This window comes from Streptosporangium pseudovulgare, from assembly GCF_014648055.1.
Taxonomy (GTDB): domain Bacteria; phylum Actinomycetota; class Actinomycetes; order Streptosporangiales; family Streptosporangiaceae; genus Streptosporangium; species Streptosporangium pseudovulgare.
Map to the genome: position 1 here is coordinate 456,939 of NZ_BMQJ01000003.1, position 14,482 is coordinate 471,420.

Annotated in this window: 16 protein-coding genes; 14 read left to right on the top strand and 2 right to left on the bottom strand. The window is 72.4% G+C overall.

The window, feature by feature from the left end; all coding sequences use genetic code 11:
* The 11 genes from IEZ10_RS09355 to dprA all read left to right on the top strand — a co-directional run bounded on the left by IEZ10_RS09355 (position 1) and on the right by dprA (position 9,188).
* Positions 1–243, top strand: a complete 243-nt coding sequence (locus IEZ10_RS09355; RefSeq protein WP_179819091.1) for an RNA-binding protein — start codon at positions 1–3, stop codon at positions 241–243.
* Between the two features lie 120 nt (positions 244–363).
* The gene (gene rimM, locus IEZ10_RS09360; protein ID WP_189246066.1) at positions 364–879 is read left to right on the top strand and encodes a ribosome maturation factor RimM; all 516 of its coding nucleotides are present in this window, start codon (positions 364–366) and stop codon (positions 877–879) included.
* 13 nt (positions 880–892) lie between these two features.
* Positions 893–1,660: a tRNA (guanosine(37)-N1)-methyltransferase TrmD gene (gene trmD / locus IEZ10_RS09365; protein ID WP_189246067.1), complete on the top strand. Its 768-nt coding sequence runs from the start codon at positions 893–895 to the stop codon at positions 1,658–1,660.
* Between the two features lie 388 nt (positions 1,661–2,048).
* Entirely contained in the window at positions 2,049–2,402 is a 354-nt protein-coding gene (gene rplS, locus IEZ10_RS09370; RefSeq protein WP_189246068.1) for a 50S ribosomal protein L19, read from the top strand.
* 157 nt (positions 2,403–2,559) lie between these two features.
* Complete coding sequence (lepB, locus tag IEZ10_RS09375; protein ID WP_189246069.1) at positions 2,560–3,432, top strand: signal peptidase I; 873 nt, start codon at positions 2,560–2,562, stop codon at positions 3,430–3,432.
* Positions 3,433–3,555: 123 nt separating this feature from the next.
* Complete coding sequence (lepB, locus tag IEZ10_RS09380) at positions 3,556–4,281, top strand: signal peptidase I (RefSeq protein WP_189246070.1); 726 nt, start codon at positions 3,556–3,558, stop codon at positions 4,279–4,281.
* Between the two features lie 64 nt (positions 4,282–4,345).
* Positions 4,346–5,032, top strand: coding sequence for a ribonuclease HII (locus IEZ10_RS09385; RefSeq protein ID WP_189246071.1), 687 nt, complete (start codon positions 4,346–4,348; stop codon positions 5,030–5,032).
* Between the two features lie 39 nt (positions 5,033–5,071).
* Positions 5,072–5,395: a DUF2469 domain-containing protein gene (locus IEZ10_RS09390; RefSeq protein ID WP_179819085.1), complete on the top strand. Its 324-nt coding sequence runs from the start codon at positions 5,072–5,074 to the stop codon at positions 5,393–5,395.
* Positions 5,396–5,712: 317 nt separating this feature from the next.
* A complete protein-coding gene (locus tag IEZ10_RS09395; protein WP_189246072.1) occupies positions 5,713–6,066 on the top strand; it encodes a YraN family protein in 354 nt (117 codons plus the stop codon).
* Positions 6,067–6,114: 48 nt separating this feature from the next.
* Positions 6,115–7,839 (top strand): YifB family Mg chelatase-like AAA ATPase, encoded by a 1,725-nt coding sequence (locus tag IEZ10_RS09400; protein WP_189246073.1) that lies wholly within the window; start codon positions 6,115–6,117, stop codon positions 7,837–7,839.
* On the top strand, positions 7,836–9,188 hold the full coding sequence (dprA, locus tag IEZ10_RS09405) for a DNA-processing protein DprA (protein WP_229811089.1): 1,353 nt from the start codon (positions 7,836–7,838) through the stop codon (positions 9,186–9,188). Before IEZ10_RS09400 ends, dprA begins: the two co-directional genes overlap by 4 nt.
* A 302-nt stretch (positions 9,189–9,490) precedes the next feature.
* Here dprA and IEZ10_RS38815 read toward each other — a convergent pair whose 3' ends face one another.
* Both IEZ10_RS38815 and IEZ10_RS09415 read right to left on the bottom strand, forming a co-directional pair.
* The gene (locus tag IEZ10_RS38815; RefSeq protein ID WP_229811090.1) at positions 9,491–9,880 is read right to left on the bottom strand and encodes a M23 family metallopeptidase; all 390 of its coding nucleotides are present in this window, start codon (positions 9,878–9,880) and stop codon (positions 9,491–9,493) included.
* 440 nt (positions 9,881–10,320) lie between these two features.
* Positions 10,321–11,598, bottom strand: coding sequence for an MFS transporter (locus IEZ10_RS09415; protein ID WP_189246074.1), 1,278 nt, complete (start codon positions 11,596–11,598; stop codon positions 10,321–10,323).
* 67 nt (positions 11,599–11,665) lie between these two features.
* On the opposite strand from IEZ10_RS09415, the gene IEZ10_RS09420 reads away from it, so the two are divergent.
* From IEZ10_RS09420 to tsf, 3 genes are all read left to right on the top strand, one after another.
* Entirely contained in the window at positions 11,666–12,295 is a 630-nt protein-coding gene (locus tag IEZ10_RS09420) for an ArsR/SmtB family transcription factor (RefSeq protein WP_229811091.1), read from the top strand.
* Between the two features lie 322 nt (positions 12,296–12,617).
* Complete coding sequence (gene rpsB / locus IEZ10_RS09425; protein ID WP_189246076.1) at positions 12,618–13,520, top strand: 30S ribosomal protein S2; 903 nt, start codon at positions 12,618–12,620, stop codon at positions 13,518–13,520.
* A gap of 113 nt (positions 13,521–13,633) precedes the next feature.
* Positions 13,634–14,467 (top strand): translation elongation factor Ts, encoded by an 834-nt coding sequence (tsf, locus tag IEZ10_RS09430; RefSeq protein WP_189246077.1) that lies wholly within the window; start codon positions 13,634–13,636, stop codon positions 14,465–14,467.
* The last annotated feature ends 15 nt before the right edge of the window (positions 14,468–14,482 follow it).

Below are 14,482 nucleotides of genomic sequence, written 5' to 3' on the forward strand. Positions count from 1 at the left end.
GTGCTTGAGGAGGCCCTCGAGCACCTGGTGAAGGGCATCGTCGAACATTCCGACGACGTCCAGGTTCACGCCCGCCGCATCCGCAGCGGCCGTGTGCTTGAGGTCCGGGTCCACCCCGACGACCTCGGCAAGGTCATCGGTCGCGGTGGCCGCACGGCCAAGGCGCTGCGCACGGTCATGAACGCGCTGGGCGACGGCAAGTACGTCCGGGTCGACCTCCTCGACCTCAACGAGGCCCGCTAGGGTCCGCTCCCACCGAGCGGGCCCTCGCGGCGAAGGCACATCGAGCGAACGGGCCACCCGCCCAGCGTGGGTGGTCCGTTCGCTTGTCATCAACCATTCGGAACCACTTGGGAGGCGGGCGTGCAGCTTGTCGTAGGCCGGATCGGCCGCCCGCACGGGCTCCGCGGCGAGGTGTCCGTGGAGGTGCGCACCGACGACCCGGAGAGCCGTTTCGCCCCGGGATCCGCTCTTTCCACCGACCCGGCGTCCGCCGGCCCGCTCGTCGTGGAGTCCCGGCGCCGGCACGCGGGGATCCTGCTGGTGAAGTTCCTGGGCGTGGCCGACCGCGACCGGGCCGAGGAGCTTCGCGGCACCATGCTCGTCATCGACTCGGAGGAGATCCCGCCGCCCGAGGACCCCGACGAGTTCTACGACCACCAGCTCATCGGCCTCGCGGTGGTCACCCCCGACCGGGAGCGGGTCGGCGAGGTGACCGACGTGCTGCACCACGGCCAGGACCTCCTGGTGGTGCGGCGCGACTTCGGCGAGGTCTACGTCCCGTTCGTCAAGGCGCTCGTCCCGGTGGTCGACCTGGACGAGGGTTTCCTGGTCGTGGACGCCCCCGAGGGCCTGCTCGACCCCGACGCGGCCGTCTGACGGCCATCCGAACATGCGCATCGACATCATCTCGATCTTCCCCGAGTACTTCGCCCCGCTCGGCGTCTCCCTCATCGGCAAGGCGCGCGAGCGCGGCATCCTCGACGTCCACCTCCACCAGCTCCGCGACTGGGCCCACGACGTGCACCGCACCGTCGACGACACGCCGTACGGCGGCGGCCCCGGCATGGTCATGAAGCCCGAGCCGTGGGGGGAGGCCATCGACGCCGTCCTCGCCGCCGACCAGGACGCGCGGCCCAGGATCATCGTGCCGACCCCCAGCGGGGTGCCGTTCACCCAGCGCCTGGCGATGGAGTACGCCGCCGAGCCCTGGCTGCTGTTCACCCCGGCCCGCTACGAGGGCATCGACTCCCGCGTCATGGCCGAGTACGGCTCCCGCCTGCGCGTGGACGAGGTCAGCATCGGCGACTACGTGCTGGCCGGCGGCGAGGCGGCGGTGCTGGTGATGGTCGAGGCCGTCGGCCGGCTGCTGCCCGGCGTGCTGGGCAACGCGCGCTCGGCCGTGGACGACTCCTTCGCGCCCGGGGAGATGGAGAACCTCCTCGAAGGTCCCGTCTACACCAAGCCGCCGGAGTGGCGGGGGCACGAGGTCCCGGAGATCCTGCTCTCCGGGCACCACGGGAAGATCGCCCGGTGGCGGCGGGACGAGGCGCTGCGCCGTACCGCACGGAACCGGGCCGAACTGCTGGCGGCGCTCGACCCGGCGACCCTCGACAAGCACGACCGGCGGCTTCTGGCGGAGCTCGGCCTGCTCCCCTGAGGGGCCGCGGCCGGTTCCCCGGGCGTGTTCCGCGTGGTCCGCCCGCGCGGCGGGCGGTTCCGCGTGGTCCGCCCGCGCGGCGGGCGGTTCCGCGTGCCGGTTCCCGCTGCCGGCTCCGCCCGGTCCGTTCCGCGTGGCCGTTCCGCGTGGCCGTTTCGTGTGGTCAGGGTGGTTGATTTCCGGTCGGTCGCCGGGATATGGCAGACTGAAGCGTTGCCGCCGACTGCCTGCAGGCCGGCGCGCTGTCGGGCAGACGGGTCCGGCTCCGCGGAAACAGGCGTGGAGGCGGGCACAGACGCATCCATTCCAGCACGCGTGTCCACCGCGACGCCGCCTCACCGTGGCCGGGTGAACCTCCGCGTGCTCGCTCAGATGAGGTACCACTGTCATGCACACGCTGATCAGCGAGCTTGAGAAGTCCACGCTCCGTTCCGACGTCCCGGCCTTCCGCCCCGGTGACACGCTCGAGGTTCACGTCCGAGTGATCGAGGGCAACCGCTCCCGTGTCCAGGTCTTCAAGGGCTTCGTCCTGCGCCGCCAGGGCGGCGGCGCCCGCGAGACCTTCACCGTCCGCAAGGTCAGCTACGGTGTCGGCGTCGAGCGCACCTTCCCGGTGCACAGCCCGGTCATCGAGAAGATCGTCCTGGTGACCCGCGGTGATGTCCGTCGCGCCAAGCTGTACTACATGCGCGACCTGCGCGGCAAGGCCGCCCGCATCCGCGAGAAGCGCGAGAGCCGCTGACGCCCTTCCGCGTCCCGGCGCATCCGGCCCGCGTCCCCTCCCGGGGAGGCGGGCCGTTCGCGTCCGTACAGGCTTGACCGCCTTTGAGGAAACGCATGGCATGAGGTAACCGGACTGGCGAACGTCCGGTCCCCTCCATCATTTAGGCTCATCACCGATGAGTAGCGAAGACCGGGAGTCCGGCGCAGCCTCGCGTCGACCTGTCGAGGACGAGGTGCACGTGGTCGCCGAAGACACTCAGAAGACCGCCAAGGGTGACGAGGGTAAGAAGAAGGGCTCCTTCTGGAAGGAGTTGCCCGTCCTGGTCGTCGTCGCGCTGGTCCTCGCACTGGTGATCAAGACCTTCGTGGTCCAGGCGTTCTACATCCCCTCGGAGTCGATGGAGAACACCCTCCTGGTCAACGACCGCGTCCTGGTGAACAAGCCGGTCTACCGGATCCGCGACATCGAGCGGGGCGACGTGGTGGTGTTCTCGGGCGTCGACTCCTGGGACGGCGAGGTGGAGATCCCCGAGCCGTCCAACCCCGTCTCCGGGTTCTTCCACTGGGTCGGCGGCGTGTTCGGCATGGTGCCGAACGAGAAGGACTACATCAAGCGCGTCATCGGCGTCGGCGGCGACACGGTCGAGTGCTGCGACGTCAAGGGCCGGGTGACGGTCAACGGCGTCCCGCTGGACGAGACGTCCTACCTCTACCCCGGCGACGTGCCCTCGCGGGAGCCCTTCAAGATCAAGGTCCCCGAGGGGCGGCTGTGGGTGATGGGCGACCACCGCTCGGTCTCCCTCGACTCCCGTTCCCACATGGGCGACCCCGGCGGCGGGACGATCCCGGTGGACAAGGTGATCGGCCGCGCGTTCGTGATCGTCTGGCCGTTCTCCAGAGCGAAGATCATCTCTATTCCGGACACCTTCGGCCAGAAGGGCCTCCAGCCCGCCGCCGCGGCGGCCGTCGGGGCCGCCCCGCTCCTGGGTGGGTTCGCGCTGGCCACGCCGCTGGTGCTCTGGCGTCGGCGCAGGCGCTCCCGGGGCTGACGGCCTCTCCGGCGCGGGGGACCGTACGGAGGCCGTACGGGGCCCGGACACCGGCGGCCCGGCGACGACGGCCTTTCCGGGCGGGAAAGCCGCGCCGTACCGGGCGCCGGTGGCCTTACCCTCATGGGTGTGGAACCTGACAGTAAAGCGGCGGAGCCCGGAGAAGGCGCACCCGGGGAAGACGCGGCCGGGGACAGCCCGGTCGTGAAGGGCGCGGCCGGGGACGGTGCGGCCGAGGAGGGCACGGCCGGGGACGGCGCGAAGGGCGAGAAGAAGTCCTCCGGCAAGGGCGGCGGTCTGCGCGAGTCGGTCCTCCTGGTCGTGTCCGGCGTGGTGGCGGCGCTGCTGCTGAACATGTTCGTCATCCAGTCCTTCGACATCCCGTCGGAGTCGATGGAGAACACCCTGAAGCGTGACGACAAGGTGATCGTCAACAAGCTGCACGGCGAGACCGAGCGCGGCGACGTCGTCGTCTTCACCGGCTGGCGGGACGAATACACGATCAAGCGGGTCATCGCGGTCGGCGGGGACACCGTCAAGTGCTGTGACGCCCAGGGGCGGATCACCGTCAACGGCGTCCCGCTCGACGAGAAGCCCTACCTGCACCCCGACGACTTCCCCTCGGGGGACAAGTTCGAGAAGGTCGTCCCGAAGGGGCGCCTGTGGGTGATGGGCGACCACCGCTCCGCCTCGGCCGACTCCCGCGCCCACGAGGAGCAGGAGGGTGAAGGCACGATCTCCGAGGACCAGGTCATCGGCCGGGCCTTCGCGATCTACTGGCCGTTCTCCAGGGCCACCGTGCTGTCGACCCCCGACACCTTGGCCCGGACCTTCGCCAACACGCGATAGCGGTACCGAACGGGCCGCACAGGGCGTAACCTCTGCCCATGGTCGCTATGTCTGCCGTGGTGCCGTGACGGGCACGTTCCGTCCCACGCCCTGCGTGGTCCGGCGCGACTCGGGGCTGTACGGCTACGAGCGGGCCCTGGCACGCCGCGGGCTGGGGCCGGTGGCCGGGGCCGACGAGGCGGGCCGGGGCGCCTGCGCGGGGCCCCTGGTGGTCGCCGCCGTGGTGCTCGGCCGCCGGATCGAGGGCCTGGGCGACTCCAAGCTCCTGACCGCCGCCCGCCGGGAGTTCCTCTACGAGCGCATCACGGCGACCGCGAAGGCGCTCAGCGTGGTGGTGATCCCGCCGGCCGAGATCGACGCGCGCGGCCTTCACCGCTCCAACATCGACGGCATGCGCCGCGCCGTCGCGCGGTTGCCGTGCGCTCCCGGTTACGTGCTCGTCGACGGCTTCGCCGTACCCGGCCTGCCCGCGCCGTCCCTGGCCGTGTGGAAGGGCGACCAGGTGGCGGCCTGCGTCGCGGCCGCCTCGATCGTGGCGAAGGTGACGCGTGACAGGATGATGATCGCCCTGCACGAACGTCACCCGGATTACGGTTTCGCCGCGCACAAGGGGTATGGGACCGTGAGCCATCGCAGGGCGCTGGAGAGACACGGCCCGTGCCCGGAGCACCGGTTCTCCTTCGTCACGGTGGCGAGGGCGGGGCCGGGGCCGGTGATGGGTGAGAATGAAATGGGGGCCGGTGTCGCCTGATCGGGCGGGCCGGGCAAGGCCTTTAACAGGAGGACCGGTATGAGCGCAGAGGATCTCGAGAAATACGAGGCCGAGATGGAGCTGCAGCTTTACCGCGAGTACCGCGACGTCGTCGGGCTGTTCACCTACGTCGTCGAGACCGAACGGCGCTTCTATCTCACCAACTCCGTCGACCTGGACGTCCGCACCGCCGAGAACGGCGACGTGTTCTTCGACGTGAAGATGCAGGACGCCTGGGTGTGGGACATGTACCGCCCGGCGAGGTTCGTCAAGAACGTCCGCGTGGTCACCTTCAAGGACGTCAACGTCGAGGAGCTCGCCAAGGCGGACCTGGAGATGCCCAAGGAGGGTTTCTCCGGCTGATCCCCGGCCGTCCCGGCTGATCCCCGGCTGTTTTCCGGCTGCCTCCCGGTGCTCCGCCGTCCATCCGCGGGCGGCGTGCCGTCCGGTCCGCGGGCGGTGTGCCGTCCACCCGCGGGCGGCCCGTCCCGCGGTCGTGATGCGGTTTCGTGGTTCGACCGCGGTGGTGATCCGGGTCCGCGGTCCGTCCCGCGGACGCGCCTCCGGCCCCGGGGCTCGTCCACAGGCATGCTCGGCTCTCGCCGTCTGTCCACAGAACCGCGTTCGGCTCTCCGGGACGGGGCCGGTCTGGGCGAAGGTCTGGGACCGGAGGTGGTTCCATGGCCGCGAAACACGAGCTGGGCCGGTACGGCGAGCAGGTCGCCGTCGACTATCTGCTGGCTCAGGGCATGCAGATCCTTGACCGCAACTGGCGGTGCCCGGACGGAGAGATCGACGTGGTCGCCCAGGAGGGGCGGACGCTCGTCGTGGTGGAGGTGAAGACCCGCTCCGGCCAGAGCCACGGCACCGCCTTCGAGGCGGTGACCGAGGCCAAGCTGGCCCGTCTGCGCCTGCTGGCGGTCAGATGGCTGGGGGCCCGGCACCGGCGGTTCGACGCGATCCGCGTCGACGTCGTGGCCCTGGAGCGGTTCGCCGGAGACTTCGCCATCCGGCACGAGCGGGGGGTGTGCTAGATGCGCGCCACGCCGTCGCGCGCCGCCCGCCACCGGGGGGTGGTGTGAGTGGCCGTCGCGCGCACCCGCTGCGTCGCCCTGATCGGGGTGAGCGGTCATCCCGTCGACGTCGAGGCCGACGTCGGAGCCGGTGTGGCGGGGCTGCACCTGATCGGCATGCTGGACACCGCGCTGAGCGAGGCGCGCGACCGCGTCCGCTCCGCCGTGGTCAACAGCCGGCATCCCTGGCCCGACACGCGGATCACCGTCAGCCTGTTCCCCGCGAGCCTGCCCAAACGCGGGAGTCTGTTCGATCTCGCGATCGCGGTCGCACTCCTCGCGGCGGCGGGAGTCGTGCCGGCCGCCAAGGTGGCCGAGCCGTTCTTCCTCGGCGAGCTCGGCCTTGACGGCTCGGTGCGGCCGGTGCGGGGCGTGCTGCCCGCCGTGCTGGCGGCGGTCGCCGCCGGGGCCCGCACCGTCGTCGTCCCCGCGCGCAACATCGCCGAGGCGTCCCTCGTGCCGGACGTGACGGTGGTTCCAGCCGTCACCCTGTCCGACCTGGTGAGCCGGCTTCGCCACGACGGGCCGGCGCCTCCCGGCGGCCCGCCCGGCCCGGCCGGTCTGATCGGTCCGGCCGTTCCGTACGGCTCACCCGGCTCGCCCGCGGACGGAGCCGGAGCCGGAGTGGGAACGGGAGCGGGAGCCATCGAGGGCGAGGTGGCGGCCGGACCGGGAGGCGCCACAGGCGATGGGGCGGGCGGGGCGGAGGGCATCACGGGCATCAGAGGCATCACAGACGACGCGGGCGCCACGGCCGACGGGGCGGGAGGCGCCGTTCCCGATCTGGCCGACGTGGCCGGTCAGCCCTTCGCCCGCCGCGCCCTGGAGATCTGCGCGGCCGGAGGGCACAACTTCTGGATGCTCGGCCCTCCGGGCACCGGCAAGACGATGCTCGCCGAGCGGCTGCCCACCCTGCTGCCGCCGCTGGAGCGCGACCAGGCGCTGGAGGTGACCGCCATCCACTCCGTGGCGGGCGTCCTGCCTCCCGACCGTCCCCTGCTGACCCGCCCGCCCTTCGTCGCGCCCCACCACACCGCGACCGTCGCGGCCATCGTGGGCGGGGGAAGCGGGGCGGTCCGCCCGGGCGCCGTCTCGCTCGCCCACCGCGGCGTTCTGTTCCTCGACGAGGCCCCCGAATATCCCGCGAGCGTTCTCGACTCGCTCAGGCAGCCTCTCGAATCGGGCCGGGTGACGGTCTCCAGGGCGCAGGGCACGGTCACGTTCCCGGCCCGGTTCGTGCTCGTACTGGCCGCCAACCGCTGTCCGTGCGCGCGGCCGTCCCGGCCGGACGACCCGTGCCGGTGCTCACCGGCGGCCCGCCGTCGCTACCTCGCCAGGCTCTCGGGCCCGCTGCTGGACCGCGTTGACGTCAAGGTCACCCTTTACCCCTCGACCCGGCGGGAGTTGCTCGCCGACCGGCGGTTCATCGAGCCGAGCCGGGTGGTGGCCGAGAGGGTGCTGCTCGCCCGCGAGCGCGCGGCCAGGCGGCTGGCGGGCACACCCTGGCGGTGCAACGCGGAGATCCCCGCCCGGGCGCTGCACACCGTCTACCGTCCGCCGTCCCGGGCGATGGCCCCGCTGCTCACCTGCCTGGACGTCGGCGCGTTGAGCGCGCGGGGGCTGGACCGGGTGCTCCGGCTGGCCTGGACGCTCGCCGACCTCGCCGGGAAGGCCGGTCCCGAGGTCGCGGAGACCAACGCCGCTCTCGGCCTGTGGCTGGGGGAGGAGCGGTGAACGACCGGCTCGCGCGGCTCGCGCTGATGCGGTCGGCGGAACCCGGCGACGCGTTGATGGGCGGGCTGGTGGCCTCCCTCGGCGCGCAGGCCATGGTGGAGCGGGTGCGCGCCGGTCGTCCCGACCCGGCGCTCGTCCGTCTGCTGACCGGGAGCGACGACGATGACGGTGGCGGCACCGGCGGGGAGGGCGGCGGTGCCGTTGTGAACGGTGGCGGTGTCGGCGGTGCCGTTGGGGACGGTGGTGCCGACGGGAACGGCTGTGGCGGTCATGGCGGTCGCGGGGCCGGTGAGGGTGGTCACGACGCCGGTGGAGGCGGTGCGGGCGGGTCACGGGAGGAGCGGATCGCGGGCCGGCTCCGGCGTGCGTTCGCCTCCTGGTCGGCCCGGCTGGAGCAGGCCGATCCCCGGCGGGACCTGACAGAGGGCGAGCGGAACGGGGCCCGGCTGGTGATCCCCGGAGATCCGGAGTGGCCCACCCAGCTCGACGACCTGGGGCGGGCCCGCCCCTACGCCCTCTGGCTCCACGGCGACGCCGACCTGCGATTCTCCTGCCTGCGCTCCGTCGCGCTCGTGGGCTCACGGGCCGCCACGCCGTACGGCGCGCACGTGGCGGCGGAGTTCGGCGCCGGGCTGAGCGGGCGCGGCTGGACCGTCGTCTCGGGAGGCGCCTACGGCGTCGACGGCGCGGCCCATCGGGGGGCCCTCGCCGGGGACGCGCCGACCGTCGCGGTGCTCGCCTGCGGTGTCGACGTCGCGTACCCCAGCGCGCACCACCAGCTCTTCGCCGCCGTGCGCGGCCACGGCGTGCTGGTGAGCGAGTGCCCCATGGGCTCGCATCCGACCCGGCCGCGTTTCCTGATCCGCAACCGGCTCATCGCCGCGCTGTCCAGGGGCACGGTGGTCGTGGAGGCGGCCGTGCGCAGCGGGGCGCTCAGCACCGCGAGGCACGCGCTGTCACTGAACCGCGTCCTCGGGGCGGTGCCCGGGCCGGTGACGTCGGAGACGTCGGCCGGATGCCACCGGCTGATCCGCCAGGGGGCGGCCGTCTGTGTCACCACCCCCGAGGAGACGATCGAGCTCACCGGCGCGCTGGGAGCCGACCTCGCCCGCGAGTCGCGCGGCCCGGTGCTGCCGCGTGACGAGCTGGAGCCCGAGACCCGCCGGGTGCTGGAGGCCGTGCCGGCCAGGGGTGGGGCGGGGCCGGCGGCGATAGCGGTGGTGGCGGGCGTCGGCATGGACACCGCGCTGGCCTGCCTCGGCGGTCTGGCCGCCGCCGGTTACATCGAGCGGGTCTCCCGAGGCTGGCGCCTGCGCCCGGAGGGACCGCGGAGCCCCTCCGGGCGGTGACTCCGCCACCAGGCCGCCTTGAGGGCGGGCCGGAGTACAGAGCGTTGACGCCGCGGGTCGCCTCGGTGACGGCCGCGGCGTCCCGCAGATCGACGTCGCGGGCGTCGACGAGGCCGCCTCAGCTCGCGCGGGTCTGTCCGGGGTGGCGGCTCAGCAGCCGCGGGCGGACACCGGCGCGGACGAGGTGCCCGACCAGGAAGCGGCCGACATCGCCGACGGTGCGGTGACAGCGATCTTCATATTTCGACCGTGCGCGGAGACGAGATCGGATCCTGCCCGCGATAGCGGCCGACGCGGCGGGGTCATCGGTCCCGGCGCGCCGGCCGGGAGGGCAGCAGCCGTACCTGCCCCCGGCCCAGCAGGAGCAACGGGTCGAGGTACAGCCGGTCGCGGAGCAGCCCCCAGTGCAGGCAGCCGGCGGGGCAGTGGCCGGGGACGTCCTGGAGGGCGCCGATCACCTGGTTCCGCTCCACGGCCTGGCCGCGCCGTACCGAGGGGGTGACGGGAAGGTAGGTCGTCCGCAGGCCGTCGTCGTGGAGAACGGTGACCACGTCTCGCCCGGCGAGCGGCCCGGCGTAGCCGACCGTGCCGGCGCCGGCGGCGCGGACCTCCGTGCCGGGCGGTGCGGCGAGGTCGGTTCCCCGGTGCCCGGCCAGCCAGGGCCGCGCCGGGGGCGCGAACCCACGGAGCACATGGAGCCGTCCGGTGAGCGGTGGATCCCACCGGGGGGAGGGTCCGGTGACCCGGGGATGAGGCGGGAGCTCCGCCTCGGAGTGCGGCGGGGACGCGGCTTCCGGGTGCGGGGAGGGCCGGCGGGGGCCGGGATGGAGAGATCCGGGCCGGGGGACGACGGTTTCCGGGCGGCCCGTCGGGTCTTCCCGATCCCGGTCCGGGGCGCCCGCGGCTCCCGGTGCGGTCATCAGCAGTGCCGGTAGCAGGAGATGCGTCCCGAGGGTGCGGAAGGAGCTCATCCGCCCAGCATGGGGATCGCGGCGCGGGCCGGGCCGAGCCGAACGCGGTTCTGTGGATGGCCGGCGCGACATCGCGGACGGCACGCGCCCCCGGAAAGCGGCGTGACGTCAGGGCGGCACGTGTCACCGGGGAGACGGCGTGACGTCAGGGGCGGCACGTGTCACCGAGGAGACGGCGTGGGGGAGTGGCGCAGCGGGGAGAGCCAGACCAGCGGGACGGTGAGGAGCGCGATGCCCGCCGCGCCGCACCACAGCACCGGGCGCAGGCCGAACAGCTCGCCGGCCACGCCGCCCGCCAGGCCGCCCGCGGCGACGACGCCGTGGATCCCGAAGGTCATCGTGGCGTTGACCCGGCCCCGCAGTTCGGTGGGGGCCTCCCTGAGGGTGATGGCTCCCATGCAGGTGGCGAAGGCGACGATCGCCACGCCGCTGACGAGCCCGCTGGCCGCCATGACGGCGAACCGGGCCCAGATCGGGCCGGAGGCGAGCGCCGTCACCACGTAGTCGAGCGGGAACAGCAGTACCGCGTAGCGGAGCATGCGGTTCTCTCCCATCCGCCCGATGAGGCGCGTCGTGGCCAGGGCGCCGAGCAGGCCGCCCACGCCGAAGCACGCGCTGACCGCGCCGACCATCCCGGCGGGCAGGTCGAGGACGGTGACGGCGTAGAGGACGAAGATCGCCATGTACGCGCCGCCGAAGAAGTTGATCGTCATCCCGGAGCCGCAGAGCGCGCGGAGCGTCGGGGCCGCCACCACGGCGCGCAGTCCCTCGCGGATCTCGGTCCACATGCCGCGCGGGGCCGCGGGCACGTGCTTCTCCGGGGCCCGGATGCCGCGGATCAGGAACGCCGAGGCGAGGAAGGACAGCGCGTCGGCGAGCAGCGCGAACGGCGCGGTGAAGATCTGGACGAGCAGGCCGGACAGGCTCGGCCCGCCGATGACCGCCAGGGAGTTCGCCGTCTGGAAGCCGGCCAGGGCCTGGGGCCGCTGGCTCTCGTCGACCACGGCGGCGATATGCGGGAAGCTGCAGGCCCGGAAGAGCACCGAGCAGAGGCCGACGGTGAACGTCACGGCGATCAGCCACGGCACGGTCAGCCATCCGGCGAGCCAGGCCACCGGGACGGTGGCGGTCGCCGCCGCCGCGGTCAGCTCGCAGCCGATCATGACGGGCCGGTGCCGCCGCATCCGGTCGGCCAGCGCGCCCGCCTGGAGCCCGGCCAGCAGGTAGGGGAGGGCGCCGGCGGCGGAGAGGACGCCCATCTGCGCGGGGGAGGCGCCGAGGAGGGCGGCGGCGGTCAGCGGCACGGCCAGCCGGGAGACCTCGGCGCCGGTCTCGGAGACGGCGCGCGCCGACAGCAGCAGCCGGTAGTCACGCTGCCGGCGGAGGGGGACGGGGCGGGTCTCGGAGACGGCGTCGTCGGTCTGAAGGGAATGCTTCACATATATGAAAGTATCCCTTCACAGATCTGAAGGCAATCTTTCAGAGCTGAGCGGGTACGGTTTCCCCATGACCCAGGAGGCGCGCAGGCAGCTCACCGACCCCGTGGCGATGCGGGCGCTCGCCCACCCCGCGCGGCTGGCGATCCTGAACCGGCTGCAGGCCGAGGGGCCGGCCACCGCGACCGAGGTGGCCGAGGTCGTCGGCATCACGCCCAGCGCCGCCAGCTACCACCTGCGGATGCTCGCCAAGTACGGCTTCGCGGAGGACGCGCCCGCGCGCGGCGACGCCCGGGAGCGCATGTGGCGGCACAGCTCCGGAGGCATGGTCATCAGCCCTGAGGCCGGTGACCCGCCGGAGGTGCGGGCCGCCAAGGAACTGCTCATCAAGGCGGTGCGCGACCACGCCGCCGACGAGGCGACGCGCGCGCTGGCGAACTTCGACCGCGAGCCCGCCGAATGGCAGGAGGCGTCGGTCTTCTACCGGGCCGCCCTGCTGGTGAGCGCCGAGGAGCTCAAGGAGCTGCACCGGCGGATCGACGAACTGCTGGACCCCTACTCGATCAACCGGCGCGACCGGGCGGGGGTCCCGCTCGGCGCCCGGGTCGCGGAGGCGCATGTGAACCTCTTCCCCCGCGCCGAGCGACGCCCGCACGGGCTCCCGCAGGAGGGCACGCACCCCGGCCCCCTCGACGGGTAGGCATTTCCGCCTCCCCCGTCGGCGGGGCGCCGTTCCCCCGCGGGCGGAGGGCGGTTCCCCCCGCCGGCCCGGGGACGGTTTCCTCGCGTGCGGTCAGGATGGCTGACGCGCCGGGGTCGGGCGAAGGTCCGGCTGAGGGTACACTTTTCGATGGCCTGCACCGCGCGGGCCGACTTCGCATGTCCCGCTGAGAACCATCTCCCTCGGTCCGGGCGAGAGCCCGGCTGGAGCCGGTTCGGGGCATCAGGGCGGTGGCCGAGGGCCGCCGCGTCAACCGAGAACAGCGCCCAGCGATGGGCGCCCCGACCTGGAGGACAATCACATGTCCACCCCCGTCGTCACCATGCGACAGCTGCTCGAGAGCGGCGTTCACTTCGGCCACCAGACTCGTCGCTGGAACCCGAAGATGAAGCGCTTCATCTTCACCGAGCGCAACGGCATCTACATCATCGACCTCCAGAAGTCGCTGTCCTACATCGACCGGGCCTACGACTTCGTCAAGGAGACCGTCGCCCACGGCGGCACGATCATGTTCATCGGCACGAAGAAGCAGGCGCAGGAGGCCATCGCCGAGCAGGCGTCCCGCGTCGGCATGCCGTACGTCAACCAGCGCTGGCTGGGCGGCATGCTCACCAACTTCTCCACCGTGCACAAGAGGCTCCAGCGTCTGAAGGAGCTCGAGGAGCTCGACTTCGACAACGTCGCCGGCTCGGGGCTCACCAAGAAGGAGCTCCTCATGCGCCGCCGCGAGAAGGAGAAGCTGGAGCGCACCCTCGGCGGTATCCGCGACATGGCCCGTGTTCCGAGCGCGGTGTGGGTCGTCGACACCAAGAAGGAGCACATCGGGATCAGCGAGGCCCGCAAGCTCAACATCCCGGTCGTCGCGATCCTCGACACCAACTGCGACCCGGACGAGGTCGACTACCCGATCCCGGGTAACGACGACGCCATCCGCGCCGTCGACCTGCTGACCCGCGTCGTGGCCGACGCCGTCGCCGCCGGTCTCATGGCCCGCGCCGGCGCCAACCGCGGTGACGACAAGCCGGCCGTCGCCGGTGGCGCCGAGCCGCTCGCCGAGTGGGAGCAGGAGCTGCTCGCCGGTTCCGAGAACGAGGCCAAGGCCGAGGCCGCCCCGGCTGAGGCTCCGGCCGCTGACGCCGCCCCGGCCGCCGAGGCCGCCCCGGCTGAGGCTCCGGCCGCCGAGGGCGACGACCAGCAGGCCTAGTCCTCATCTCGTACGGCTCGCCGTACGAACCCGCAAGGCTCTTTTTCGGGTGGGTACGCCTCTTGGAGGGGCGTACCCACCCGGTCCACGACGATTCCGACGAGGAAAAGACAATGGCTTCCGTGAACATGGCCGACGTCAAGCGGCTTCGCGAGCTGACCGCCGCCGGCATGATGGACTGCAAGAAGGCCCTGGAGGAGTCCGAGGGCGACTTCGACCGCGCCATCGAGATCCTGCGACTCAAGGGCGCCAAGGACGTCGGCAAGCGCGAGGCCCGCACCGCCTCCAACGGCCTGATCGCCCTGAAGCAGGACGGCGACTCGGCCGCCGCGCTGCTGGAGCTCAACTGCGAGACCGACTTCGTGGCCAAGGGCGAGCGCTTCCAGGAGCTGGCCGCCCAGGTCGTCGAGCACATCCTGGCGACCCGTCCGGCCGACGTCCCGGCCCTGCTGGAGTCGGAGTTCGACGGCAAGACCGTCAAGACCCACCTCGACGAGGCCAACGCCGCGCTGGGTGAGAAGATCGAGATCCGCCGCTTCGCGGTCCTCGAGGGCGGCTACATCGGCGCCTACATGCACAAGACCGACCCGCAGCTCCCGCCGGCGGTCGGCGTGCTCGTGCAGCTCGACGCCGCGAACGCCGAGGTCGCCAAGGACATCGCCCAGCACGCCGCCGCGATGGCTCCGAAGTACCTCAACCCGGACGCCGTCCCCGCCGACGTCATCGAGAAGGAGCGCGCGCTCTTCGAGGAGATGACCCGCGAGGAGGGCAAGCCCGAGGCCGCCATCGGCAAGATCGTCGACGGCCGCATCAACGGCTGGTTCCGTGACTTCACCCTGCTGCAGCAGGCGTTCGTCAAGGACAACAAGAAGTCCATCGGCAAGTACGCCGACGAGAACGGTGTCAAGGTCGAGGCCTTCGTCCGCTTCAAGGTCGGCCAGGCTTAGTCTTAACCCAGCTTC

Coding starts and splice junctions, on each gene's coding strand:
- lepB (WP_189246070.1), top strand. CDS start 3,556: ATGGGTGTGGAACCTGACAGTAAAGCGGCGGAGCCCGGAGAAGGCGCA.
- rpsB (WP_189246076.1), top strand. CDS start 12,618: ATGTCCACCCCCGTCGTCACCATGCGACAGCTGCTCGAGAGCGGCGTT.
- tsf (WP_189246077.1), top strand. CDS start 13,634: ATGGCTTCCGTGAACATGGCCGACGTCAAGCGGCTTCGCGAGCTGACC.
- lepB (WP_189246069.1), top strand. CDS start 2,560: ATGAGTAGCGAAGACCGGGAGTCCGGCGCAGCCTCGCGTCGACCTGTC.
- IEZ10_RS09420 (WP_229811091.1), top strand. CDS start 11,666: ATGACCCAGGAGGCGCGCAGGCAGCTCACCGACCCCGTGGCGATGCGG.
- rplS (WP_189246068.1), top strand. CDS start 2,049: ATGCACACGCTGATCAGCGAGCTTGAGAAGTCCACGCTCCGTTCCGAC.
- trmD (WP_189246067.1), top strand. CDS start 893: ATGCGCATCGACATCATCTCGATCTTCCCCGAGTACTTCGCCCCGCTC.
- IEZ10_RS09390 (WP_179819085.1), top strand. CDS start 5,072: ATGAGCGCAGAGGATCTCGAGAAATACGAGGCCGAGATGGAGCTGCAG.
- IEZ10_RS09395 (WP_189246072.1), top strand. CDS start 5,713: ATGGCCGCGAAACACGAGCTGGGCCGGTACGGCGAGCAGGTCGCCGTC.